The sequence below is a fragment of the Armatimonadota bacterium genome (assembly GCA_031459855.1).
In the GTDB taxonomy this organism is placed as follows: Bacteria; Sysuimicrobiota; Sysuimicrobiia; order Sysuimicrobiales; family Humicultoraceae; genus Fervidifonticultor; species Fervidifonticultor primus.
In genome coordinates this window covers 230,059-252,801 of record JAVKHP010000001.1, presented here as the reverse complement: position 1 = coordinate 252,801, position 22,743 = coordinate 230,059, and the positions used below count along the sequence as shown (strand labels likewise).

Annotated in this window: 23 protein-coding genes and 1 tRNA gene; 18 read left to right on the top strand and 6 right to left on the bottom strand. The window is 71.8% G+C overall.

The genetic code is table 11. From position 1 onward, the window contains the following. The first annotated feature begins 18 nt into the window (after positions 1-18). The 16 genes from QN157_01145 to leuB all read left to right on the top strand — a co-directional run bounded on the left by QN157_01145 (position 19) and on the right by leuB (position 17,632). Positions 19-1,512, top strand: a complete 1,494-nt coding sequence (locus tag QN157_01145; GenBank protein MDR7554189.1) for an ABC transporter substrate-binding protein — start codon at positions 19-21, stop codon at positions 1,510-1,512. Between the two features lie 10 nt (positions 1,513-1,522). Further along, positions 1,523-2,755 carry a M20/M25/M40 family metallo-hydrolase gene (locus QN157_01140; protein MDR7554188.1) on the top strand — a complete coding sequence of 411 codons (1,233 nt, stop codon included), beginning with the start codon at positions 1,523-1,525 and terminating at the stop codon, positions 2,753-2,755. A gap of 32 nt (positions 2,756-2,787) precedes the next feature. Beyond that, entirely contained in the window at positions 2,788-4,080 is a 1,293-nt protein-coding gene (locus QN157_01135) for an aromatic ring-hydroxylating dioxygenase subunit alpha (GenBank protein ID MDR7554187.1), read from the top strand. Then, on the top strand, positions 4,077-4,607 hold the full coding sequence (locus tag QN157_01130; GenBank protein MDR7554186.1) for an aromatic-ring-hydroxylating dioxygenase subunit beta: 531 nt from the start codon (positions 4,077-4,079) through the stop codon (positions 4,605-4,607). The genes QN157_01135 and QN157_01130 overlap by 4 nt, the downstream gene beginning before the upstream one ends. A gap of 160 nt (positions 4,608-4,767) precedes the next feature. Further along, a complete protein-coding gene (locus tag QN157_01125) occupies positions 4,768-5,040 on the top strand; it encodes a dihydrodiol dehydrogenase (protein MDR7554185.1) in 273 nt (90 codons plus the stop codon). Between the two features lie 17 nt (positions 5,041-5,057). Continuing rightward, entirely contained in the window at positions 5,058-5,828 is a 771-nt protein-coding gene (locus tag QN157_01120; GenBank protein ID MDR7554184.1) for a glucose 1-dehydrogenase, read from the top strand. 57 nt (positions 5,829-5,885) lie between these two features. Next, entirely contained in the window at positions 5,886-6,653 is a 768-nt protein-coding gene (locus QN157_01115) for an SDR family oxidoreductase (GenBank protein ID MDR7554183.1), read from the top strand. A 603-nt stretch (positions 6,654-7,256) separates the two neighbouring features. Beyond that, a complete protein-coding gene (ilvB, locus tag QN157_01110) occupies positions 7,257-8,987 on the top strand; it encodes a biosynthetic-type acetolactate synthase large subunit (protein MDR7554182.1) in 1,731 nt (576 codons plus the stop codon). Beyond that, the gene (locus QN157_01105) at positions 8,980-10,491 is read left to right on the top strand and encodes a ketol-acid reductoisomerase (protein ID MDR7554181.1); all 1,512 of its coding nucleotides are present in this window, start codon (positions 8,980-8,982) and stop codon (positions 10,489-10,491) included. Before ilvB ends, QN157_01105 begins: the two co-directional genes overlap by 8 nt. A gap of 32 nt (positions 10,492-10,523) precedes the next feature. Further along, positions 10,524-11,021 carry an acetolactate synthase small subunit gene (ilvN, locus tag QN157_01100; protein ID MDR7554180.1) on the top strand — a complete coding sequence of 166 codons (498 nt, stop codon included), beginning with the start codon at positions 10,524-10,526 and terminating at the stop codon, positions 11,019-11,021. 57 nt (positions 11,022-11,078) lie between these two features. Beyond that, a complete protein-coding gene (locus QN157_01095) occupies positions 11,079-12,626 on the top strand; it encodes a 2-isopropylmalate synthase (protein ID MDR7554179.1) in 1,548 nt (515 codons plus the stop codon). Next, on the top strand, positions 12,617-13,906 hold the full coding sequence (gene leuC, locus QN157_01090; GenBank protein MDR7554178.1) for a 3-isopropylmalate dehydratase large subunit: 1,290 nt from the start codon (positions 12,617-12,619) through the stop codon (positions 13,904-13,906). The genes QN157_01095 and leuC overlap by 10 nt, the downstream gene beginning before the upstream one ends. After that, positions 13,903-14,448: a 3-isopropylmalate dehydratase small subunit gene (locus QN157_01085; protein ID MDR7554177.1), complete on the top strand. Its 546-nt coding sequence runs from the start codon at positions 13,903-13,905 to the stop codon at positions 14,446-14,448. Before leuC ends, QN157_01085 begins: the two co-directional genes overlap by 4 nt. A 133-nt stretch (positions 14,449-14,581) precedes the next feature. After that, positions 14,582-16,153, top strand: a complete 1,572-nt coding sequence (gene cimA, locus QN157_01080) for a citramalate synthase (protein ID MDR7554176.1) — start codon at positions 14,582-14,584, stop codon at positions 16,151-16,153. A gap of 187 nt (positions 16,154-16,340) precedes the next feature. Beyond that, positions 16,341-16,565, top strand: coding sequence for a hypothetical protein (locus tag QN157_01075; protein MDR7554175.1), 225 nt, complete (start codon positions 16,341-16,343; stop codon positions 16,563-16,565). After that, the gene (leuB, locus tag QN157_01070) at positions 16,565-17,632 is read left to right on the top strand and encodes a 3-isopropylmalate dehydrogenase (GenBank protein MDR7554174.1); all 1,068 of its coding nucleotides are present in this window, start codon (positions 16,565-16,567) and stop codon (positions 17,630-17,632) included. The genes QN157_01075 and leuB overlap by 1 nt, the downstream gene beginning before the upstream one ends. A 235-nt stretch (positions 17,633-17,867) precedes the next feature. Here leuB and QN157_01065 read toward each other — a convergent pair whose 3' ends face one another. Both QN157_01065 and QN157_01060 read right to left on the bottom strand, forming a co-directional pair. Then, positions 17,868-18,020 carry a hypothetical protein gene (locus QN157_01065; protein ID MDR7554173.1) on the bottom strand — a complete coding sequence of 51 codons (153 nt, stop codon included), beginning with the start codon at positions 18,018-18,020 and terminating at the stop codon, positions 17,868-17,870. Between the two features lie 24 nt (positions 18,021-18,044). Then, a complete protein-coding gene (locus tag QN157_01060; GenBank protein MDR7554172.1) occupies positions 18,045-18,440 on the bottom strand; it encodes a hypothetical protein in 396 nt (131 codons plus the stop codon). 146 nt (positions 18,441-18,586) lie between these two features. On the opposite strand from QN157_01060, the gene QN157_01055 reads away from it, so the two are divergent. Both QN157_01055 and QN157_01050 read left to right on the top strand, forming a co-directional pair. After that, positions 18,587-19,420 carry a DUF364 domain-containing protein gene (locus tag QN157_01055; protein ID MDR7554171.1) on the top strand — a complete coding sequence of 278 codons (834 nt, stop codon included), beginning with the start codon at positions 18,587-18,589 and terminating at the stop codon, positions 19,418-19,420. A gap of 133 nt (positions 19,421-19,553) precedes the next feature. Next, positions 19,554-19,631, top strand: a tRNA-Asp gene (locus tag QN157_01050). Positions 19,632-19,715: 84 nt separating this feature from the next. On the opposite strand, the gene QN157_01045 is transcribed toward QN157_01050, so the two are convergent. From QN157_01045 to QN157_01030, 4 genes are all read right to left on the bottom strand, one after another. Next, positions 19,716-20,126, bottom strand: a complete 411-nt coding sequence (locus QN157_01045; GenBank protein MDR7554170.1) for a PIN domain-containing protein — start codon at positions 20,124-20,126, stop codon at positions 19,716-19,718. Positions 20,127-20,161: 35 nt separating this feature from the next. Beyond that, on the bottom strand, positions 20,162-20,452 hold the full coding sequence (locus QN157_01040; GenBank protein ID MDR7554169.1) for an AbrB/MazE/SpoVT family DNA-binding domain-containing protein: 291 nt from the start codon (positions 20,450-20,452) through the stop codon (positions 20,162-20,164). A 141-nt stretch (positions 20,453-20,593) separates the two neighbouring features. Then, positions 20,594-20,881, bottom strand: a complete 288-nt coding sequence (locus tag QN157_01035; protein MDR7554168.1) for a hypothetical protein — start codon at positions 20,879-20,881, stop codon at positions 20,594-20,596. Beyond that, positions 20,863-22,458: a D-aminoacylase gene (locus tag QN157_01030; protein ID MDR7554167.1), complete on the bottom strand. Its 1,596-nt coding sequence runs from the start codon at positions 22,456-22,458 to the stop codon at positions 20,863-20,865. The genes QN157_01035 and QN157_01030 overlap by 19 nt, the downstream gene beginning before the upstream one ends. Positions 22,459-22,743: the final 285 nt, after the last annotated feature.

Below are 22,743 nucleotides of genomic sequence, written 5' to 3'. Positions count from 1 at the left end.
CCCGCGAGCGGAGGGACGGTGACGTGGGCACTGCACGTGCCCATTGACCGCCTGGATCCCAGCGCGTCGTTCTCGCTGGCCACCGGGATGGTCGTTGGGCGCAATGTCTTCGACCGCCTAGTCGAGCACGACGACCAGCTGAATATTCGTCCGGGCCTCGCCCTTTCCTGGATGCCGGCGCGGGACGGCCGCACGTGGACGTTCAAACTCCGCCAGGGCGTGCGGTTCCACGACGGCACGCCTTTTAACGCCGACGTGGTGGTGTTCAACGTCACGCGCGCCGTGAATCCGCAACTGCGACTACCGGCAGGGTCGTTCGCGTGGGCGGGCGTCAAGGGCGCGCGCAGAGTTGACGAGTACACCGTCGAGATCTTTGGCGATCAGCCGCTGGCGGCGTTGCTCAACAACATCGCCGACTCGGGCCTCGGCGTCATCATCAGCCCACAGGCCTTGCAGCGCGCGCGTGACCCTCGCGACTTTGTCCCGGTGGGCACCGGGCCGTTCAAGTTCGTGTCCTGGCAGCCCGACGGCGACCTCGTGCTGGAGGCCAATCGCGACTACTGGGGCGGGCCCCCTGCCATTGACCGCCTGGTCGTGCGCGTTTCCCCAACACCGTCCACGCGGGTGGCGCAGCTGGAAGGTGGCGAAGTCGACCTGATCACGCAGGTACCGCTCCAGGAGATCCAACGGCTCAGCGCGATCCGAGGGATCGAAGTGGCGGTGAAGCCTGCGACGTCGTGGACGTACATCGCGATGAACAACCGCAAGCCGGCGTTCGCGGACGCCCAGGTGCGCCGCGCGCTCAATCATCTGGTGGACAAGCAGACGATCATCGACAAGGTGCTGTTCGGCGTCGGTAGACCTGCGGACTCGCCGATCGGATCAGCCTATCGCGTCCACAAGAGCGTGAAGGTCTACCAGTACGATCCGGGCCTCGCCCGACAGCTGCTGGACCAGGCCGGATGGCGAGTTGGTGCCGATGGCGTGCGCCAGAAGGACGGGCAGCGCCTGGCCGGAACGTTGTGGGTGCCGGTGGGGCGGTTCGCTGGCGGCGCGGCCATGGCACAGGTGATCGCGTCGGCGTTCCGTGGTGTCGGCGTGGACGTTCGCGTTCAGGAAGTCGAGTTCGGGTTTTACCTGGCCGAGGCTCGACGCGGCCCGGAGGAGTCCCGTATCGAGCTGGTCATGGCCGGGTGGGGCACCGCCGACCCTGACACGGGCCTGCGCCCGGTGTTGCACTCGGAATCGTGGCCGCCGCGCGGGAACAACATCGCCTTCTACCGCAACCCGCGCGTCGACGAGCTGCTGGATCGGGGTGCGGCCACCATGGATCCTACCGGACGCACGGCGATCTACCACCGCGTACAGGAGCTGGTCATGGACGACGCGCCATGGCTATTTCTCACCGAGAGGCGCGAGGCAGTGGCCTGGCGGTCCCACGTCCGCGGCATCCGATTCATCCCCTCGTCGGCTGGGCTGATCGACGTCCGCGGCGTCTCCGTGGTGCGGTGAGGCAGCGCGCATGAACCATCCGATCGCGGCCGCGCTGCACCCTGACCGAGTCCTCGAGCTCGCCCGGGGGATGATCCGTATTCCGAGCTTCACCGGCGAAGAGCGAGCCGTGGCCGACTGGCTGGCCGACACCATGGAGGCCATGGGCTTCGACGAGGTGCGACAGCAAGAGGTAACGCCGGGGCGCCCAAATGTCATCGGGGTAGTGCGTGGTGTCGACCACGCGACGCCCTCTATTCTGTTCAACGGCCATACCGACCACAACATGGTCTGTGACGGGTGGACACGCGATCCGTTCGGCGCGGAGGTGGACGGGGGATTCCTGTACGGGTTGGGCGCGGCCAACATGAAGGCGGGTAACGCCGCCATGCTGGCGGCCGTGGAGGCGGCGCTGCGCGCCGGACTGCGGCCCCGGGGCGACCTCAAGGTCGCGTTCGTCGTCGGCGAACTGCAGGGCGGCCTGGGCACCAAGGCAGCCCTGAAGGCCGGCCTGCGCGCCGACATGTTCCTGCTAGCGGAGCCCACCGAACTGGGGGTGCTGACGATGCACGCCGGCGTGGTGCAGGTGCGGGTCGTCGTGCACGGCCAGATGCGCCACTACACCACGCGTTCGGGCCGGAAGATCCACGCCATCGAGAAGGCCATGGCGATCGCGCAGGCCCTGGGCCCCTCGTACGAGCCGATCCCGCCAGGAAGCTGGTTGACGTTCACCCCGCACCCAGACTACGACGGGCTGCCCCGGTACAACCTGGGGGTCATCCGCGGCGGCATCACGCCGCAGATCCTGGCCTGGCGCCCCGCGCTGGTGCCCGACTACTGCGAGATGATCCTCGACGTTCGTGTCGTGCCCGGCCAGACGCCCGAAACGGTGCTGGCCGACCTGCGTCGCCTCATCGAGCGACTCAGGCGCGACGATCCCGACCTGCGGGCCGAGGTGAGTCTGGTCGAGGGCCGCGACTTCTTCCCGCCCTTCCACGTGCCGCTCGATCACCCCGTGGTGCGAGCCATGACTGAGGCCCACCGGAGGGTTTTCGGGGAGGATCCGCGGGTGGGCGCCCTGGCGCCGACGAAGTATGCAGGGGCGGACTCGGCGCACATGGCCGCGGCAGGCATTCCCGGGGTGCTCTACGGGCCGGGGGGCAAGTACCTGAGCATTCCCGACGAGCGCGTCGAGGTCGAACAGGTCGTGGGCGCCAGCCGGGCGTTCTGCCTGGTGATCGAGCGCGCCTGGGGGCTGTGGTGAGCACCGGGCGCCGCATCGGGGAGGCGATGGGCATGTCGGTCACGACCAGGACCGCGCGACGGGCGCTGGACCGCCTAGCGGGCGTCCATCCGGAGCGGGGCGAGATCCCCGCCTTCATCTTCACCGACCCCGACCTGTTCCGCCTGGAGATGGACGCCATCTTCACGCGGTGCTGGCTGTTCGTCGGCCACGAGAGCGAAGTGCCCGCCCCCGGCGACTACGTGACCCGCCGCATGGGCGAGCACCCCGTCATCATGGTGCGGGGCGAAGACGGGCGCGTGCGGGTGCTGCTCAACGTCTGCCGGCATCGCGGCATGCGGATCTGCCGGGCCGATCTGGGCAACGCGTCGCACTTCCGCTGTCCCTACCACGGCTTCACCTACAAGAACACCGGGGAACTGATCGGCATCCCCTTCCAGAAGGAGATCTACGGCGACGCCATCGACCGCGCGCGCTTCGGGCTGCTGGAGGCCCGCAGCGAGGCCTACCAGGGCCTGGTCTTCGCCACGTGGCACGACCGGGCGGAGCCGCTGCGCGACTACCTGGGCGCCATGGCCTGGTACCTCGACCTCCTGGCCGGGCGCGCCGAGATGGAGGTGGTGGGGCCGCCCTGGCGGCACGAGCTGGCCAGCAACTGGAAGCTGCCGGCCGAGAACTTCGCCTCCGACGCCTACCACACGCTCCACACCCACGCCTCCACAGCCGAGATCGGCCTGACGCCCACGCCGCGCTGGGCCAAGGACGGCTACCACGTCTACGCCGGCCGCGGGCACGGGGTCATGGTCGGCACGCCGGCGGCCCGGTGCATCTTCCCGGACGCGCTGCTGCCCGAGTACGAGCGCCGGCTGCGGCCCGAGCAGTTCGCGCTGCTGCGCACGCTGGCCAACATGCCCGGTACCGTCTTCCCCAACCTGTCGTTCCTGATCTCAGCGGTCACCCTCAAGGGCCAGCTGGTCTCGCACACCGAGCTCTACCAGTGGCAGCCCCTGGCACCCGACCGCATCGAGGTCCTCTCGTGGCTGCTGGTCGAGCGCAACGCGCCCCCGGCGTGGAAGGAGCTGTCGCGGCAGGCCTACGTCCTGACCTTCGGGCCGTCGGGGGTCTTCTCGCAGGACGACACCGAGAACTGGACGCAGATCACACGCAACAGCCGGGGCCCGGTGGCCGGGCGCCTGGGCTACATCTACGAGATGGGGAAGGACGCGGCGCCCACGACGGCGTTCGCCGGGCCCGGCGTGGCCTACGAGGGCAAGTACAGCGAGGCCAACGCCCGGGGATTCTACCGGCGCTGGCTCGACCTGCTGCAGGAGGCGGTGGAGGAATGACCGCGGCGAGCGATCCGGAGCGGGCCCGCGCGGCGGCGCTGCGCGAGGAGGTGCTGGAGTTCCTGTACGAGGAGGCGGCGCTGGTGGACGCCGGCCGGCTGGAGGAGTGGCTCGCGCTGCTCACCGACGACGTCCAGTACCAGATGCCGCTACGCCTGACCCGCGAGCGGGGCAGCCCCACCGACGTGGCCCGCGAGATGCAGTACTTCTGGGACGACCGCACGACGCTCGAGCTGCGCGTGCGGCGCCTGCGCACCGACTTCGCGTGGGCCGAGGACCCGCCCTCGCGCACCCGCCACTTCATCTCCAACGTGCGCATCGCCCCCGGCCCGAGCCCGGACGAGGTGCACGTGCGCTCGTACGTGCTGATCTACCGCAACCGCGGCGACAGCCCGCAGGCCGAGCTGCTGTCGGGGGAACGCCGCGACGTCCTGCGCCGCGAGGCCGGGGGCTGGAAGCTGGCGCGCCGGGAGTTCGTCGTCGATCAAGCGACACTTGGGACCCAGAACCTCTCGTTCTTCGTGTGAGCGCCGTGGGTGCCCGGGGACGGCGAGAGCGCCTCTGCGGGTTTTGCATGGACCTCGTGCCTCGTGAGGGCGCCGTGGATACCTGGGAGAGGGTCCGGCCCCTGCAGCGTGGAGGCCTTGCCGACGGCACCGGACCGGCGTGGGGAGGAGGGAGCCTGCCGTGAGGGCCGACCCCGACGAGCAGCTGTTGGAGATCACCAACGAGTTCGCCACCGTGCGCGTGCGCAAGGTGCGGACGCGCAACGGCGAGCGCCTGGAGATCGCCTCGCCCCGGCTGGGCTACTGGATCCGGCTGGACGCCCTGGCCCTGGAGAGCCTGACCTGGCAGCCCATGGACACCTTCACCCGCTTCCTCGAGACGCCCTTCGGGCCGACCCCGTTTGGCCCCGCCGCCCCGCCGCCCGACGACGGGCGTCCCGCCCCCGACAGGTGAGGCAGCCAGGAGGCGCGATGCGGCTGGCCGGGAAGGTCGCGCTCATCACCGGGGCCGGCGGCGGCATGGGGCGCGAGGCGGCGCTGCTGTTCGCCGCCGAGGGCGCCCGCGTGGTGGTGGCCGATGTCCGCCAGGACGCCGCGGAAAAGACGGCGGCGGCGATCCGGGCCACAGGCGGCGAGGGCCTGGCGGTCCGCTGCGACGTGGCGGTCCCCGAGGACAACCGGGCGATGGTGGACGCCGCGGTGGCGCGGTACGGGGGGCTCCACGTCTTCTACGCCAACGCCGGCATCGTCGACCGCCGGCCAGACGGCGGCGACGTGGGCCTCGAGCGCATCAGCCTCGAGACGTGGCAGCGGATCCTGGCCGTGAACCTCACCGGTGTCTTCCTCGGCTGCCGGTACGCGATCCCGGCGATCGTGAAGGCCGGTGGCGGCTCGGTGATCCTCACCGCCTCCATCGGTGCCCTGGTGGCCCACCGCGCCCACAACCACGCCTACGTCGCCTCCAAGGCCGCGGTGCTGGGGCTGGCCCGCAACCTGGCCGTCGAGTACGCGCCCCACCGCGTCCGCGTGAACTGCCTGTGCCCCGGCCAGATCCACACGCCCATGATGGAGCCCTTCGTGCACGACCCCGCGCGGGCCCAGGACATCATCGCCCGGACCCCGATGGGACGCTTCGGGCAGGCCCGGGAGGTGGCGCAGGTCGCGCTCTTCCTGGCTTCCGACGAGTCGTCGTTCATGACCGGGGCCGCGGTCGTCGTCGACGGAGGCTGGACCGCGCTCTGAGGCCGATAGCGTCGAGGGATGCGCAGTGGAGAGACGCCACGCGGAGGAGGAAGGCCAATGGACCTGCACGACCGCATCGCCCTGGTCACTGGCGGCGCGACCGGCATCGGCCGCGCCACGGTCCTGGCGCTGGTTCGCGCCGGGGCGCGCGGCGTGGCCATCAACTACCGCACCACCCGCGCCGAGGCCGAGGCGCTGGCCCACGAGGTGACGGCGCTGGGGGCAGACGCCCTGCCCGTGCAGGCCGACGTGCGCCGCGACGACGAGGTGCGGGCCATGGTGCGCCAGGTGGAGGCCCGGTTTGGCCGCCTCGACGTGCTGGTGAACAACGCCGGCACCACCCGGTGGATCCCGCTGGGCGACCTGGAGGCGCTCACCGACGAGGTCTGGGACGAGCTCTTCGACACCAACGTCAAGGGCGCGTTCCGGTGCACCCGGGCCGCGGCATCGCTGCTGGCCGCCACGGAGGGCATGGTGGTCAACGTGGCGTCGATCTCGGGCATCCTGGCGCCCAAGACGATGTCGTCGCTGGCCTACGGTGCGACCAAGGCGGCACTGATCTACCTGACGCGCGGCCTGGCAGTGGCGCTGGCGCCCCGCGTACGCGTCAACGCCGTCGCGCCGGCGTTCACCGACACGCGCTGGATGCAGACGCACTTCGGCGACCGCTACCCCCAGGCGGTGGCCGCGGCGGCCGCCTCCTACCCGCTGGGCCGCATCGCCACGCCCGACGAGGTGGCGCGCGCCATCGTCGGGCTGGTCACCGGCGGCGACTTCGTGACCGGCCAGACCCTGGTGGTCGACGGCGGCCTGAGCCTCAGCTGAGGCGCCAGCCACGCATTTTGCGCCCCTCCGGGGGCTTGACAAGGCCGCCTGGCCCTGGGTAGCATGAGCGGTAACTTCAAACCGCCAGCACGGCGACGCGATTCCTCACGAGAGTTTGAGGTTGCTGCTCCCCGGGTGCCGCAGGCGCCCGGGTCCTGGCGCAGCGTCGTGCGGCAGGCTGTGACGGGGACATGTCGGCAGGGCTCGCGGGAGAGAGCGAGCCGGGTCTGGTGCGAGCCGGTTTCCGCCCCCTGACCGATCTCGCCCCCAAGCCGCGGGGACGAACACCGGGCGCGTGTGCCCGGTCAGTAGACCTCGCCGGGTAGCCCCCGTTACGGGCGTCGAGGGCTCTCCGGGAGCGTTGTCCGGGGAGAACTAAGGTGGTACCGCGGGTCGCACCGTCCTTAGGGTGCGTCCCGCTCGTGTTTTTTCAGGGGGCGGCACCGCGGGCGTGACGGTGCGCCCCTGCCGGGGTGCGCGCCTGCGCGCAGGCAGCGTGCGCGCCACACCTCGGCTGGCAGCGGCTACGCCCGGGCGTACCACGCATGGGTGGTTAGGAACCGCGCAGGGCGTGCTCGACCCTGCGCGACCAGGAGGCGGACGATGGCTCGACAGATGACGGCACCGCGCACCCCGCGTCCGGCGACCCAGCCGGCGCGCCAGCCCATGACCGGCGCGCAAGCGCTGGTCGAAGCGCTGCGCCGGGAGGGGGTCGAGCTCCTCTTCGGGCACCCGGGCGGCGCGTCGCTGCCGATCTACGACGCGCTCTACGACGCCCCCGACATCCGCCACGTCCTGGTCCGCCACGAGCAGGTGGCCGCGCACGCGGCGGTCGGCTACGCGCGCGCGTCGGGCCGGGTCGGGGTGTGCACCGCCACCTCGGGCCCCGGCGCCACCAACCTGGTCACCGGCATCACCGACGCCATGATGGACTCGGCGCCGATCGTGGCCATCACGGGCCAGGTGCCGCGGCCGGTGATCGGCAACGACGCCTTCCAGGAAGCCGACGTGACCGGCATCACCATGCCCATCACCAAGTGGAACACGCTGGTGCTGCGCACGGCGGACATCCCGCGGGTCGTGAAGCAGGCCTTCTACCTGGCGCGCACGGGCCGGCCCGGCCCGGTACTGATCGACATCCCCCGCGACGTCTCTCAGGAGACCGCCGAGTTCGAGTTCCCCGACGAGGTGACCATCCCGGGCTACCGGCCGGTGCTGGACGGCAGCCCCAACCAGATCGCCGCCGCAGCCGAGGCCCTGGCCGCTGCCGAGCGGCCGATCGTCTACGCCGGCGGCGGCATCATCAGCAGCAACGCCACCGCCGAGCTGACAGCGCTGATGGAGAAGACGCGCATCCCCGTGGCCCTCACGCTGATGGGCAAGGGCGCGGTGGACGAGACGCACCCGTACTGCCTGGGCATGCTCGGCATGCACGGCAGCGTCTACGCCAACTACGCCATCAACGAGGCCGACGTGATCCTGGCGGTGGGCGTGCGCTTCGACGACCGGGTGACCGGGCGGCTCAAGGACTTCGCGCCCCGGGCCCGCTTCATCCACATCGACATCGACCCGGCCGAGATCGGGAAGAACAAGCCGGCCCACATCCCCATCGTGGGCGACGCCAAGCGGGTGCTGGCCGCCCTGGTCGAGAAGGTGCGCCCGCCGCAGATCGATGCCTGGTGGAAGCAGATCGACGAGTGGCGCACGCGCTACCCGTTCCGCTACCGGCAGCGCGACGGCGTGATCAGCCATCAGTACGTCTGCGACCTGCTGCACCGGCTCACCGAGGGACGGGCCGTGGTCACCACCGACGTGGGCCAGCACCAGATGTGGATGGCCCAGTGGTACAAGCCGCGCGGGCCCCGACAGTTCATCACCTCGGGCGGCCTGGGCGCCATGGGCTTCGGCTTCCCGGCGGCCATGGGCGCCAAGTTCGCGGTGCCCGACCGGCAGGTGATCGCCGTGGTGGGCGACGGCGGGTTCATGATGACGCTGCAGGACCTGATCACGGCCGCCGAGTGGGGCTTGAGCCTGCCGGTGATCGTCCTCAACAACAACGCCCTGGGCATGGTGCGGCAGTGGCAGTCGTTCTTCTACCGCAACCGGCTGTCGGCGTCGCTGCTGCGCAACCCCGACTTCGCCCGGCTGGCCGAGGTCTTCGGGTGCCGCGGCATCCGCGTCGAGCGGCCCGAGCAGGTCGACCCCGCCCTGCGCGAGGCCCTGGCCACCGAGGGGCGCCCCTGCGTCGTCGACGTCCTGTGCGACCCGGAGGAGAACTGCCTGCCGATGATCCCCTCGGGCCAGTCGGTGAAGGAGATCATCATCGATGCGTGAGGGCACGGGGGCGCCGGCGGCCACCGGCGCCGCAGGCGACAACACGTTCACCTCGACGGTCTTCCCGGTCGAGACGCTGGAGCTGGCCGAGCGGCGCGAGTCGTTCGTGCGCGGCGGCCGGCACCTCTTCCCGCTGCTCCCGCGGGCCCTGGAGGGCATCCGCACCATCGGCGTCATCGGGTGGGGGTCGCAGGCGCCGGCCCAGGCGCTGAACCTGCGCGAGTCGCTGGCCGGGACGCCGATCCGCGTCGTGGTGGGGCTGCGCGCGGGCTCGCCGTCGTGGGAGGCGGCCCGGCAGGCGGGCTTCACCGAGGCCGACGGCACCTTGGGCGAGATGTTCGACGTCATCGCCCGCGCCGACCTGGTGCTGCTGCTGATCGCCGATGCCGCCCAGGCCGAGCTCTACCCCCGCATCTTCGAGGCGCTGCGGCCCGGCGCGACCCTGGGCCTGTCCCACGGCTTCCTGCTCGGCCACCTGCGCAACGTGGGCGCCACCTGGCCGCCGCACGTCAACGTGGTGGGGGTCTGTCCCAAGGGCATGGGGCCGTCGGTCCGGCGCCTGTACGAGCAGGGCCGCGAGCTGAACGGCGCCGGCATCAACACCTCGTTCGCGGTCGAGCAGGACGTCGACGGGCGGGCCACCGACATCGCGCTGGCGTGGTCGGTGGGCCTGGGCGCGCCGTACACCTTCAAGACCACGCTGCGCTCCGAATACCTCTCCGACATCTTCGGCGAGCGGGCGATCCTGCTGGGCGCCGTCTGGGGCATCGTGGAGAGCCTGTACCGCCACTACCTGGGCCGCGGGTACGCGCCCCACGAGGCGTTCGTCCACGCGTGCGAGAGCATCACCGGTCCCATCGCCGCCGCCATCTCCAAGGGCGGGCTGCGCGCGGTCTACGAGCGCCTGGCGCCGGCCGAGCGCGACGAGTTCGAGCGGGCCTACACCGCCGCCTACCAGGTGACCTGGCCCCTGCTGGTCGAGATCTACGACGAGGTGGCCTCGGGCAACGAGCTGCGCAGCGTGGTGATGGCCACCAAGCGCCTGGCCGAGTACCCGATGCCGCCCATCGAGGGCAGCGGCATGTGGAAGGTGGGCGCCGAGGTGCGCGCCGCCCGCAGCCGCAGTGGCGCCGAGGTGCATGCGTTCACCGCGGGCACGTTCCTGGGCACCATGATGGCCCAGATCGACCTGCTCATCGCCCGCGGCCACCCCTACTCCGAGATCGCCAACGAGTCGGTGATCGAGGCGGTGGACTCGCTGCTGCCCTACATGCACGCGCGGGGCGTGGCCTACATGGTCGACAACTGCTCCACCACGGCGCGCCTGGGCACGCGCAAGTGGGGGCCGCGCTTCGAGGCGCTGCTGAGCCAGATCGCCTACCCGCGGGCCGAGACGCAGCCCGCCGACCCCGCGCTGGTGGCGGCGTTTCGCGACCACCCGATCCACGACGTGCTGGCGCAGCTGGCGGCCATGCGGCCGCCCGTGGACATCGCGGTGCGCTAGGCCGGGCGCGCGGCAAGGCGAGGGAGACGACCATGAGCGACCCACACGCGGCGACCATCTCGGTGCTGGTGCAGAACGTGCCCGGCGTCCTGGTGCGCGTGGCCGGGTTGATCCGCCGGCGCGGGGTGAACATCCACAGCCTCTCGGTGGGGCCCACCGAGGACCCGTCGATCTCGCGCATGACCATCGTCGTGGACACCCCGCCCGACCGCACCGAGTCGTTCGCCAAGCAGCTGCGCAAGCTGGTGGAGGTGCTGCGGGCCACGGCGGTGGACGGCACCCCCACCGTCGACCGCGAGCTGGCGCTGGTGAAGGTGAACGTCACGCCGGGCACCCGCCTGGAGATCATGGAGATCGCCAACGTCTTCCGGGCCAGCGTCGTCGACCTGACCGACCGGACGCTGACCCTCGAGGTCACCGGGCGCAGCGAGAAGGTCGACGCCATCGTCGAGCTGCTCAAGAAGTACGGCATCCGGGAGATGGCCCGCACCGGCCAGGTGACCCTGGTGCGGGGGCCGCAGAACACGTAGTCGCCGCCGCCCCGGCCACGAGCCGGGCGGCGGGCCGCCGCGACAGGAGGCGAACCGATGGACGACCACGTGCGCATCTTCGACACGACCCTGCGGGACGGCGAGCAGTCCCCCGGCTTCTCCATGACGCCGGCCGAGAAGCTCGAGCTCGCCCGTCAGCTCGAGGCGTTGCGCGTGGACGTCATCGAGGCGGGGTTCCCCATCTCCTCACCCGGTGATCTCGAGGGCGTGCGCACCATCGCCCGCGAGCTCCGCGAGGTGACCGTCGCCGGCCTGGCCCGCGCCAACCCCAAGGACGTGGAGGCGGCCATCGAGGCGCTGCGGCCCGCGGCCCGACCCCGGGTGCACGTCTTCATCGCCACCTCGCCGATCCACATGCGCGACAAGCTGCGCATGCGCCCCGACGAGGTGGTCGCGGCGGCCGACGCGGCCGTGCGGCAGGCCCGCCGCTTCTGCGACGACGTGGAGTTCTCGGCCGAGGACGCCACCCGCTCCGAGATCGACTTCCTCTGCCGCATCTTCGACGTGGCGATCCGGGCCGGCGCCACCACCATCAACGTGCCCGACACCGTGGGCTACACCACCCCGGGCGAGTACGCCGCGCTGTTCCAGACGCTGCGGGCGCGCATCCCCGACAGCGACAAGGTCGTCTGGAGCGTCCACTGCCACAACGACCTGGGCCTGGCCGTGGCCAACTCGCTGGCGGGCGTGGGCGCCGGGGCCCGGCAGGTGGAGTGCACCATCAACGGCATCGGCGAGCGCGCGGGCAACGCGGCCCTCGAGGAGATCGTCATGGCCCTGCGCACGCGCCGCGACGTCTTCAAGCTGGCGACCCGCGTGGACACCACCAAGCTCTACCGCACCAGCCGCCTGCTGACGGCCATCACCGGCATCGCCGTGCAGCCCAACAAGGCCGTCGTCGGCGAGAACGCCTTCGCCCACGAGGCGGGCATCCACCAGCACGGCGTGCTGGTCAACCGCGCCACCTACGAGATCATGCGCCCCGAGGACGTCGGCCTGCCCACCAACCGCCTGGTGCTGGGCAAGCACTCGGGCCGCCACGCCTTCCGCAAGGCATTGGAAGACCACGGGGTGCGGCTCGACGAGGAGGCGCTCAGCCGTGCCTTCCAGCGCTTCAAAGAGGTCGCCGACCGCAAGAAGCAGGTGACCCTCGACGACATCCTGGCGCTGGTCGACGAAGAGGTCCGCCACGACGTGCCGGCGCGGTTCGTGCTGCGGGCCTTCCAGGTCTCCACCGGCACCGCCTCCGCCCCGGCCGCCACGGTCACCCTGGAGACGCCCGGGGGCGTGGTGACCGAGGCGGGCACCGGCGACGGGCCGGTCGACGCGTTGTGCGCCGCGGTGAACCGACTGACGGGCACCGCGGCCCAGCTGGTCGACTACGCCATCCGCGCGGTCACCGGCGGCACCGACGCCCTGGGCGAGGTCACGGTGCGGGTGCGCGACGGCGCGGTGGTGGTGACCGGCCGCGCCAGCAGCACCGACATCCTCGAGGCCAGCGTGCGGGCCTACCTCGACGCCATCAACCGGCTGGTGGCCGCGCGCGAGGCCGCCGAGCGCACGGGGACCCCGGCATGGGCATGACGCTGACCGAGAAGATCCTGGCCGCGCACGCCGACCTGCCCCGGGTGCGTCCGGGCGACCTGGTCGAGGCCCGGGTCGACTTCTGCTTCGCCAACGACATCACGGCGCCGCTGGCGATCCGCGAGTTCGAGCGGACCGGCGTGGAAACCGTGTTCGACCCCGACCGGGTCGCCCTGGTGCCCGACCACTACGCGCCCAACAAGGACATCGCCTCGGCCGAGCAGTGCAAGATCATGCGCGAGTTCGCCCGTCGCCACGCGCTGCCGCACTACTTCGAGGTGGGGCGGGCGGGCATCGCGCACGTGCTGCTGGCCGAGCAGGGATTCGTGCTGCCCGGCGAGGTGTTCGTCGGCGCCGACTCCCACACGTGCAACCACGGGGCCCTGGGCGCGTTCGCCACCGGCGTGGGGTCCTCCGACCTGGCGGCGGTGATGGCCACCGGGCGCCTGTGGTTCCGCGTGCCCGAGACCCTGCGCTTCGTCTTCCGGGGCCGTCCCGCGCCCTGGGTGACCGGCAAGGACCTGGTGCTGCGCATCATCGGCGACATCGGCGTCGACGGCGCGCGCTACTGCGCCATGGAGTTCGCCGGCGAGGCGCTGCGCCACCTCACCATGGACGAGCGGTTCAGCATCACCAACATGGCGGTCGAGGCCGGCGGCAAGAACGGCATCATGGAGCCCGACGACGTGGTGCTCGACTGGGTGCGGCCCCGGGCGCGGCGGCCGTTTACGCCGGTGTTCGCCGACCCCGACGCCGAGTACGCCCGGGTGGTCGAGTACGACACCAGCCGCCTCGAGCCGGTGGTCTCGGCGCCCTCGTCGCCGGGCAACGTCGTGCCCGTGCGCGAGGCGGCGGGCGTGCCGGTCGACCAGGTGTTCATCGGCACGTGCACCAACGGCCGGCTCGAGGACCTGCGGGTGGCCGCGCGCCTGCTGGAGGGCCGCAGCGTGCACCCGCGCACCCGCATGCTGGTGATCCCGGCCACGCCCGCCATCTACCGGCAGGCGCTGGAGGAAGGGCTCATCAAGATCTTCCTCGACGCCGGCGCGGTGGTCAGCGCGTCGACCTGCGGGCCGTGCATCGGCGGGCACATGGGGGTGCTGGCGGCCGGCGAGGTGTGCGTCTCGACCTCGTCGCGCAACTTCGTGGGCCGCATGGGCCACCGCGAGAGCAAGGTCTACCTCTCGGGGCCGGCCGTCGCCGCCGCCAGCGCCGTGCTGGGCCGGCTGGCGCACCCCGACGAGGTGCTGGGGAAGACGGCGGCGGGGGTGGGAAGATGACGCATCGGGGCACCGCCTGGCGGCTGGGCGACCACATCGACACCGACGTCATCATCCCCGCGCGCTACCTCGTGACCGCCGACCCCACGGTCCTGGCGGCGCACTGCTTCGAGGATCTCGACCCCACGCTCGCGAGCCGCATCCAGCCGGGCGACGTCATCGTGGCCGGCGAGAACTTCGGGCAGGGCTCCTCCCGCGAGCACGCGCCGATCGCCATCAAGGGCCTGGGCGTGGCCTGCGTCATCGCCCGGTCGTACGCCCGCATCTTCTTCCGCAACGCCTTCAACATCGGGCTGCCCCTGCTCGAGTGCCGCGACCTGCCCGACGTGACCGACACCGGCGACGTGCTGGTCGTCGACACCGAGACCGGGCGCATCGTCAACGAGACGAAGGGCACGACCCACCAGGCCGCGCCGCTGCCCGAGTTCATGCGCCGGCTGGTGGCGGCGGGCGGCATCATCGAGTACGTGCGCCAGCAGGTCGCCAGCGGGCAGCTGCGGCGGGAGGGGGCGGGGGGCCGTGGGCCGGCCGGCGGCGCCTGACGGAGCGTACGCGGCTGCCGGTGACGGCCGCGCCGGGCGCGCGGGCCAGCGGGAGCCTGACCGGGCCCGGCGTGTCCGCGCCGGCCACTGCGCGCGGCACCACGCCCACGAGACCGTTCGGTAGCGTGACGCCATGAGCCGTATTGCGATCTACGACACGACCCTGCGCGACGGCACGCAGGCGGCCGGCGTGGCCTTCTCGGTGGACGACAAGGTGCGCATCGCCCGGCTGCTCGACGAGCTCGGCGTCGATTACATCGAAGGCGGCTGGCCCGGCAGCAACCCCCGGGACCTGGCGTTCTTCGCCCAGGCCCGCCACCTCGTCTGGCGACACGCGCGCATCGCCGCCTTCGGCAGCACGCGGCGGCCCGGCGTGCGGGCCGAGGCCGACGAGAACCTGCGGCTGCTGCTCGAGGCCGGCACGCCGGTCGTCACCATCTTTGGGAAGTCGTGGGACCTGCACGTGCGGGCGGCGCTGCGCACCACGCTCGACGAGAACCTGGCGATGATCGCCGACTCGGTGGCCTACCTGCGCGCCGCCGGCCGCGAGGTGATCTACGACGCCGAGCACTTCTTCGACGGGCTGCGGGCCAACGCCGACTACGCCCTGGCTACCGTGCGGGCGGCGCGCGACGCCGGCGCCGCATGCGTCGTGCTCTGCGACACCAACGGCGGCAGCCTGCCCGCGCAGGTCCGCGCCGGCGTCGAGCGGGTGGTGCGCGTGGTGGGCGGGCCGGTGGGCATCCACACCCACAACGACAGCGAGCTGGCGGTGGCCAACGCCCTGGTGGCGGTGGAGGCCGGCTGCACCCACGTGCAGGGCACCATCAACGGCTACGGCGAGCGCTGCGGCAACGCCAACCTGTGCTCGGTGGTGGCCAACCTGCGGCTCAAGCTCGGCTACGAGGCCCTGCACCCCGAGGCCCTGGCGCGCCTGCGCGAGGTCAGCCACCTGGTGGCCGAGCTGGCCAACCTGGCACCGAACGACTACCAGCCCTACGTGGGGACCAACGCCTTCGCCCACAAGGGCGGCGTGCACGTGAGCGCCGTGATGGTCGACCCCGCGATGTACGAGCACGTGCCCCCGGCTGCGGTCGGCAATACCCGCCGGGTCGTCATGAGCGACCTCTCGGGACGGGCCAACGTGCTCTACAAGGCCGACGAGTTGGGGCTGGCCCTGGACCGCGACCACCCCGGCGTGCAGGCAGCCCTGCAGGACCTCAAGCGCCTGGAGCACGAGGGCTACCAGTTCGAGGGGGCCGAGGCGTCGTTCGAGCTGCTGCTGCGCCGCCGCGCGCTGGCGCACCGGCCCGCCTTCGAGATCAAAGCCTTTCACGTCGCCGTGGACCACGACGGCGGGCAGTGCGCGGCCCGTGCCATCGTGCGCGTGTCCGTGCGTGGCGAGGAGGCGGGGGCGTCTGCAGAGGGCAACGGGCCGGTCCACGCCCTCGACCGGGCGCTGCGCGCCGCGCTGGAGCGCTTCCATCCCGAGCTGGCGCGGGTGCGTCTGGTCGACTACAAGGTGCGCGTGCTCAACGCCGAGGCAGCCACCGCCGCGCGGGTGCGGGTGCTCATCACCTCGACCGACGGGACCCGCCGCTGGGGCACGGTGGGCGTCTCGGAGAACGTGGTGGCCGCCAGTGCCCAGGCGCTGGCGGACAGCCTGGAGTACGCGCTGCTGGTGGGCGCGGTGCAGCGGGCCTGAGGCAGGCGCGCTGCGTGCCCGAGCGCGGCGCGGGAGCGGCCGCGCCGTCAGGGCCAGCGGCGCAGGAGGTTACAGACAGGGGCTCCAGCCAGAGGGTTTTGGAGAGGCTGCGACCAGACACGGTGTGTGCTTCCGCTTCCGGCCGGTGGCCGGCGGCGGGCGTCCCAGCGAGGCGGAGGCGACGGTCATGGAGTGGAACCGGATCTGGCAGACGGTCTTTTGTGGCGATGACAGCGACGTGGCGGGGGTGACGCTGCCGGGCGACCGTGCTCGCCCGCCGGCGCACGCCGCCGGCACGACAGCCACCCCCTGGCTGGCCGCGGAACGCTCCGGCCTCCTCGACGCGGCGGCTCGCACCGAGGACGACGACCCGGCGCTCTGGGTGTGCCGGCGGATCCAGCAGGCGTTCTAGTGCGCGCCGAGATCGTCGTCCTGCCCGGCGACGGGATCGGGCCCGAAGTCACCGCCGAAGCCGTCAAGGTGCTGCGCCGCGTGGCCGAGCGCTACGGCCACCAGTTCGTGTTCACCGACGTCCCGTTCGGCTCGGCAGCGGTCGCCGCCGGCGGCGATCCCCTGCCCGCGGCCACCCTCGACGCCTGCCGCCGCGCCGACGCCATCCTGCTGGGTGCCGTGGGCGGCCCCCAGTGGGACGGGCTTCCGCCCGACCGCCGCCCCGAGGCCGGGCTGCTGCACCTGCGCCGCGAGCTGCAGCTGTTCGCCAACCTGCGCCCCGTGCGCGCCTTCCCGGGGCTGCACGACGCCTCGCCGCTGCGGCCCGAGGTCGTGGCCGGCACCGACCTCGTCATCGTGCGCGAACTGGCCGGCGGGCTGTACTTCGGCACCCCGCGCGGCCGCAGCGTCCGCGACGGCCGGCGCGCCGCCGTCGACACGCTGCCCTACAGCGAGGACGAGATCGCCCGCGTGGCGCGAGTGGCGTTCGAGGCCGCGCGCGCCCGCCGGCGCCACGTCACCTCGGTCGACAAGGCCAACGTGCTGCACTCCTCCCAGCTGTGGCGCGAGGTCGTTACCGAGGTCGCGCGCGCCTACCCCGACGTCACCTGCGAGCACGCCCTGGTCGACAGCACCGCCATGCAGCTCGTCCGCCGCCCGACGGCCTTCGACGTGGTCGTCACCGAGAACATGTTCGGCGACATCTTGAGCGACGAGGCCGCGGGCGTGGTGGGCTCGCTGGGGTTCCTGCCGTCGGCCAGCCTGGGCGAGGGCACGTCGCTGTACGAACCCGTCCACGGCACCGCGCCCGACATCGCCGGCCAGGGCATCGCCAACCCCACCGGCGCCATCCTCTCAGCGGCGCTGCTGCTGCGGTACGCGCTGCGCCTCGAACGCGAGGCCACCGCGGTGGAAGCGGCGGTCGAGGCCACCCTGGCCGCGGGGGTCCGCACCGCGGACGTGGCGGCCGGGCGGCCGGCGGTGTCGACGGCGGAGTTCGGGGACCGGGTGGTGGGGGCGATCGCCTGAGCTGCGTGGCGGGTATAGCCCGAGGAGGGCGCGGTCGCCCGAGACGAGCAGCGGGAGGCCCGCCGTTCGCCCTCGAACCAAAGACGCAGCAGCTGCCTGGGGTGCCCTTCGCGCAAATCAGTTCTGCGACGAGGGCTCCCGGATCCAGGATTGCCTGCCGCACCTACCGCCGTGTCTCGCGGAGCTCGCGGTAGGCGAGGCGCAAGGCTTCACGCTCGTCGAGTTCTGGCGACGCTCAATCAGGGACCCGGTCGAGGAGTTCCCACCCCAGAAACCGGCGCAGGGCCTCTTCGAAGATCGTGTACTTCCTCTTTCCAATGGGCGCCGCGGCCACCTTGACCGCCCGAAGGAAGTCGGCGTCGATGTAGACGGTCGTCTCGATCCGCACTCCTTATTCAGCCCTTTCCGGCTGTCAGCCTGCCCGCGCCCGCAGCAGGTGCACCATCTCACGGGTGTTGTTGGCGATGACGATCGTCAGGCTCAGGCTCTCCAGTGCCAGGCCGGCGACCCAGACCCAGGCGAACGCCGCCAGCACACCCGTGACCAGCCCGCCCAGGAACGGCCCCACCCCCTGGCGCAGCGCGACCAGCGCCAGCACCGCAAAGACCGCCACGATGCCCAGCGCCACCACCGCGATCAGGATCCGGCCGGCGACCAGCAGCCAGTTGAGAAACGGCAGGTCTTCGTCGCGTCCGGCCGGGAGCCCGCCGCGGGCCCCAATCTCGGCCAGCTTCGCGCCAGTCCCCAGCACGTACGTGAACGGCAGGCGCACGAACGAAACGACCACGATCCACACGCCGCTGAGCATGGGGCGCACCTCCCTGACCCGCTGGGCGTGGCGTGCAAACCTGCGCACGCGCTCGCAGTCAGGTCCATTGTACAATCTACGTAGGACCGCGCAGGATCACCGGCGGCGTGTGGTTCTGCACCGTCGGCAGGGGAGGTGGCCACAGCATGGGCGTCATCGAAGCCTGGCAGGACGACCTGGCGCAGGTGCTCGCCGGCGAAGCACTGCCCGTGCGCGACGTCAGGGTCGGCGTCTTCTACACCGCGGCGCAGCTCGCTACCGGGCACGTGGGCCTGGCATTCACGCCCCGGGGCCTTGGCGACACCGTGTGCTGTCCCCGCTCGGCGGCTGCCGCGCCGCCGGCGGGGCGGCTGGCCGGACAGGACGCCTGGGCACTGGCCGCCTACGCCACCTCGCCGGTGCCGCTGCGCCGGGCCGTCGGCGTGGCCGTGCTGAACGCCCTCTCGGCGCTGGCCATGGAGCGCTATGGCATTCCCGGCGGCCGCCTGCTGCCCGGTGTCGACGCGCTGGACGCCGCCGCCGTCGGATCCAGCGACCGCGTGGCGATGGTCGGCGCGTTCACGCCGTTCCTCAAGGCCCTCAAGGGCCGGGTGGCCGCGCTGTGGGTGATCGACCGCCACCGCGACGCGCTGCGCGACGACGAACAGCACCTGTGGTGGCCGCCCGAGCGCGCCCGCGACGTGCTGGGGGCCGCGAGCGTTGCGCTCATCACCGGCTCGGCGCTGGTGGAGGGCGGGATCGACGAGTTGCTGGACGCCGCGCGCGGCGCCCGCCGTGTGGTGCTGGCCGGGCCCACCGCCTCACCCTGGCCACGGCCGTTCTTCGCCCGTGGCGTCGACGTGCTGGGTGGCATCAGGGCGACCGACGGCAACCGGCTGCTGCAGATCGTCGGGGAAGGAGGCTCGGGCTACTTCTTCGAGGCCGCCGCCGAGAAGGTATGCATCGTACGCGACGCGCCGTCGGCCGCGCAGGTGGCGTGAGTGCTGCTGCCGTGGCGACGAGCGGCAGGCCGGCTCGTTACCGGCCGTTGGTGCCATGACGGCTGAGCGCGCAGCGTTGACACCCCCGGACCCCACCTCTAGAATGTGCCCTGGCGGGAGTGGGCGTCGTCCCGGGGGCGTGGTGTAGCCTGGTCAACACACCTGCCTGTCACGCAGGAGATCGCGGGTTCAAATCCCGTCGCTCCCGCCAGTCTCGCATGGTGTTCAAATAGAGCGTGCGCTCGCCCAACGCATTGGGAGCTGCGCGCCACGAGTCGGGCTTGGCCGACGACGCCTAAGAACCCGGCACCGCCTCGCCCCGCAGCCTGAGGTACTCAGCTGGCGTCAAGATGCGGACTTCCTGCACGTCCATGCCGTAATACCCGGAGAAGTGACGGACGTCCCCCGTCAGAAAGTGGGTCGCCCGCGCCTCGATGGCCGCGAGCAGCACCATGCGATCGTCCGGGGGAAGGTCGATCGGGAGTTCTCGCTGCCGCCGAGGCGCCGCGGTAACCTCCATCTGCTCGATGAGCCGCATCAACTCCGCGCGTTGCTGAGGGGAATCGAGGTTGCGCCGGGCTTCCTCTACCGCCTGCGCGGAGGTGAGGAGCCGGATCCCCTGCAGGGTCCACAGCGTGCGAAGGCGGCTGGTGGGACGATAGGCCGCCGAGAAGAGCACGTTGGCATCCAGGAAGACGAGATCCACAGGTGACGTGTTCGTGGCGCGCGTCGCTGCATTGACTATGCTTTCGGGGGGCGGCGGTGGGGGATCTGGTCCGGATCCAGTCCCATCTTGCGCACCTCAGCCACCGCCTGGGCGTAGTCCTCCTCGTCTACCGCGTTTGAAAGAAGGAACTCCGCCCGACGCTGCGGGCTGTAGATCTCCACAGGCACCGCCGCGGCCGGTCGGATGAGTACCCCTTCGTCCCGCTCCTCGGCAATGACAAGGGACCCTTCCTGCAAGTCGAAACGACGTCGGATCGACGACGGAATCACCACGGTTCCTCGTCGTCCGATGCGAGTGACGATCATTCGGATCCTCCGATTATCGGAATATCTGCCACACTCTCAGTATAAACCGATGACGGAAAGCTGGTCAACTGAAATCTGCTAGATGAGCAGCTTTCAGCTGGACGCCGGCCCGCCAGGTGCGGGCTTCGATGATGTGTTGGCCTAAACGGCCGTATGCTGGCCGCAGTGGAGCCAGGCAGGGCTGGTGAGCCGACGTTCCAACTCGTCGATGCGGACGTTGACCCGCTCGGCCAGCGCGTCCATCCGGGCGTCGGCGCGGGCAAACCCGGCGTCGACCTTGGTCTCGAGGCGCACCAGGCGGTCTTCGATCGTGCCGAGGCGTCTGTCGATCTGCTCGTAGGCCCCCTCGAGCCGGGCCAGCCTCACCTCGATGGCATCCATGCCCATGGCGCCGTTCCCTTGCAAATGGATCACGCCGACTGTCGCCACCGCAACACCCGCCCCGGCCGCGCGCCGGTCACGTCGCCGTCGCGCACGACGGGGATGCCGTTGACCAGCACGTGGCGGATGCCCACCGGGTACTGGTGGGGCTCCTCGTAGGTCGCGCGGTCGGCCACGGTCACGGGGTCGAAGACGACGACGTCCGCCCAGCCGCCCGGCACGAGCAGCCCGCGGCCGACGAGACCAAAGCGCTGTGCGGCGCCGGCGGTCATGCGCCGGACGGCGTCCTCCAGGCGCAGGGTGCCGGTGCGCACGTAGGGGCCCAGCACCCGCGGGAAGGTACCGTACAGGCGCGGGTGGGGCTTGCCGCCGAAGATGCCGTCGCTGCCGACCATCTGAAGGGGGTGACGCATCGCCTCGGTGATGCGGGCCTCCTCGCCCCAGAAGACGATCATGGTGGCCGCGCCGTCTTCCTCGAGGAGGAGGTCGAAGAGCGCCTCGGCCGGGGACTGGCCGCGGGCCGCCGCGATCTCGGGCAGCCGCCGCCCCTCGCACCACCGGTTGGCGTCGGTGCGCACGGCGGCTACCTGCACGGCCTCCCACCCGCAGGCGTAGACGAAGTTCTCCCAGCGGCCGGGCTGCTCGAGCTCGTCGGCCAGCCGCCGGCGGGTCTGGGGATCGCGCAGGCGCTCGAGCAGCGCTGCCGTGCCGCCATCGTGGGCCCACGGCGGCAGCAGGGCGCTAAGAAAGGTGCTGCCGGCCGCGTACGGGTACTGGTCGAAGGTGACCTCGACGCCGGCGGCGCGGGCGCGGTCGAAGCGCTCGAGCACCACGGTCAGCTTGTCCCAGTTGCGCCGGCCGGCGGCCTTCAGGTGCGACACGTGCAGGGGGGCCCCGCTGCGGCGCGCGACCTCGAGCACCTCGTCCATGGCCTCGAGCACGTGCTCGCTCTCGTTGCGCACGTGCACCACGAAGGGCGCCCCCACGCGCGCCGCCACCGCGCACAGCGCGACCAGCTCGTCGGCGTCGGCGAAACTGCACGGCGGGTAGATCAGGCCGGTCGAGAACCCGACGGCGCCGTCCTCAAGGGCAGCCTGCAGCACCCCCTGGGCCCGGCGTAGTTCGTCGGCGGTCAGCGGCCGGGCCTCGAACCCGGCGACGGCGGCGCGGATCGTGCCGTGGGGCGCCAGGTAGGCGACGTTGGGGGCAGGGCGCGCGGCCTCCAGTCGGGCCAGGAACTCGCCCACGGTGCGCCACGTCCACGCCACGTCGGCGGTGCCGGCGAGCCCGGCCAGGCGCGCGGGGAGGGTGGTGGCGGTGGCGTCGGTCAGCGGCGCCAGCGAGAGCCCGTCGAGGCCGATGATCTCGGTGGTCACGCCCTGGCGGATCTTGGGCGGCAGCAGCGGGTCGGTCAGCAGGCGCAGCTCGGAGTGGGTGTGCACGTCGATGAAGCCCGGCGCGACGACCTGATCGTGCGCGTCGAGCACCTCGCGGGCGTCGCTGCCGTCGAGACGGCCCAGGGCGGCGATGCGGCCGCTGGCGATGCCGACGTCGGCGCGGTACCACGGGGTACCGGTGCCGTCGACGATCCGGCCGCCGCGGATGAGGAGGTCGAAGGTGGCCATGGCGATCTACAGGTTGCCGTGAGGTTGCCGTGCGCCGTCGTCTTGGGGTTCGACGCCAGGCTGCCGCGCCCTGTCGATGTAGGCGGGCGTGGCGGGAACGTGTGGTTGTTACCCCCGCAGTCTCGACGTCGCCGTTGGTGACGACGGCAGTCGTCGGATGGCCTCATGCGGCCTCGCCCTCCCGTGGAGGCGCGGCAGGGCCGCTGGCGACGACATGATCGTCGTGGGGTGACGGGACGGATGGTTGTCACCGCCGCGCAGGGCTGCCGAAGGCGCCAATGTCGG

What these genes read in the sequence shown, in the direction of transcription:
- QN157_01075 (MDR7554175.1), top strand. Translation starts at nt 16,341, where the DNA reads ATGGAGTGGAACCGGATCTGGCAGACGGTCTTTTGTGGCGATGACAGC.
- leuC (MDR7554178.1), top strand. Translation starts at nt 12,617, where the DNA reads ATGGGCATGACGCTGACCGAGAAGATCCTGGCCGCGCACGCCGACCTG.
- QN157_01115 (MDR7554183.1), top strand. Translation starts at nt 5,886, where the DNA reads ATGGACCTGCACGACCGCATCGCCCTGGTCACTGGCGGCGCGACCGGC.
- QN157_01095 (MDR7554179.1), top strand. Translation starts at nt 11,079, where the DNA reads ATGGACGACCACGTGCGCATCTTCGACACGACCCTGCGGGACGGCGAG.
- ilvB (MDR7554182.1), top strand. Translation starts at nt 7,257, where the DNA reads ATGGCTCGACAGATGACGGCACCGCGCACCCCGCGTCCGGCGACCCAG.
- QN157_01120 (MDR7554184.1), top strand. Translation starts at nt 5,058, where the DNA reads ATGCGGCTGGCCGGGAAGGTCGCGCTCATCACCGGGGCCGGCGGCGGC.
- QN157_01085 (MDR7554177.1), top strand. Translation starts at nt 13,903, where the DNA reads ATGACGCATCGGGGCACCGCCTGGCGGCTGGGCGACCACATCGACACC.
- QN157_01140 (MDR7554188.1), top strand. Translation starts at nt 1,523, where the DNA reads ATGAACCATCCGATCGCGGCCGCGCTGCACCCTGACCGAGTCCTCGAG.
- QN157_01130 (MDR7554186.1), top strand. Translation starts at nt 4,077, where the DNA reads ATGACCGCGGCGAGCGATCCGGAGCGGGCCCGCGCGGCGGCGCTGCGC.
- QN157_01055 (MDR7554171.1), top strand. Translation starts at nt 18,587, where the DNA reads ATGGGCGTCATCGAAGCCTGGCAGGACGACCTGGCGCAGGTGCTCGCC.
- ilvN (MDR7554180.1), top strand. Translation starts at nt 10,524, where the DNA reads ATGAGCGACCCACACGCGGCGACCATCTCGGTGCTGGTGCAGAACGTG.
- QN157_01105 (MDR7554181.1), top strand. Translation starts at nt 8,980, where the DNA reads ATGCGTGAGGGCACGGGGGCGCCGGCGGCCACCGGCGCCGCAGGCGAC.
- cimA (MDR7554176.1), top strand. Translation starts at nt 14,582, where the DNA reads ATGAGCCGTATTGCGATCTACGACACGACCCTGCGCGACGGCACGCAG.
- QN157_01030 (MDR7554167.1), bottom strand. Translation starts at nt 22,458, where the DNA reads ATGGCCACCTTCGACCTCCTCATCCGCGGCGGCCGGATCGTCGACGGC.
- QN157_01060 (MDR7554172.1), bottom strand. Translation starts at nt 18,440, where the DNA reads ATGCTCAGCGGCGTGTGGATCGTGGTCGTTTCGTTCGTGCGCCTGCCG.
- QN157_01040 (MDR7554169.1), bottom strand. Translation starts at nt 20,452, where the DNA reads ATGATCGTCACTCGCATCGGACGACGAGGAACCGTGGTGATTCCGTCG.
- QN157_01135 (MDR7554187.1), top strand. Translation starts at nt 2,788, where the DNA reads ATGTCGGTCACGACCAGGACCGCGCGACGGGCGCTGGACCGCCTAGCG.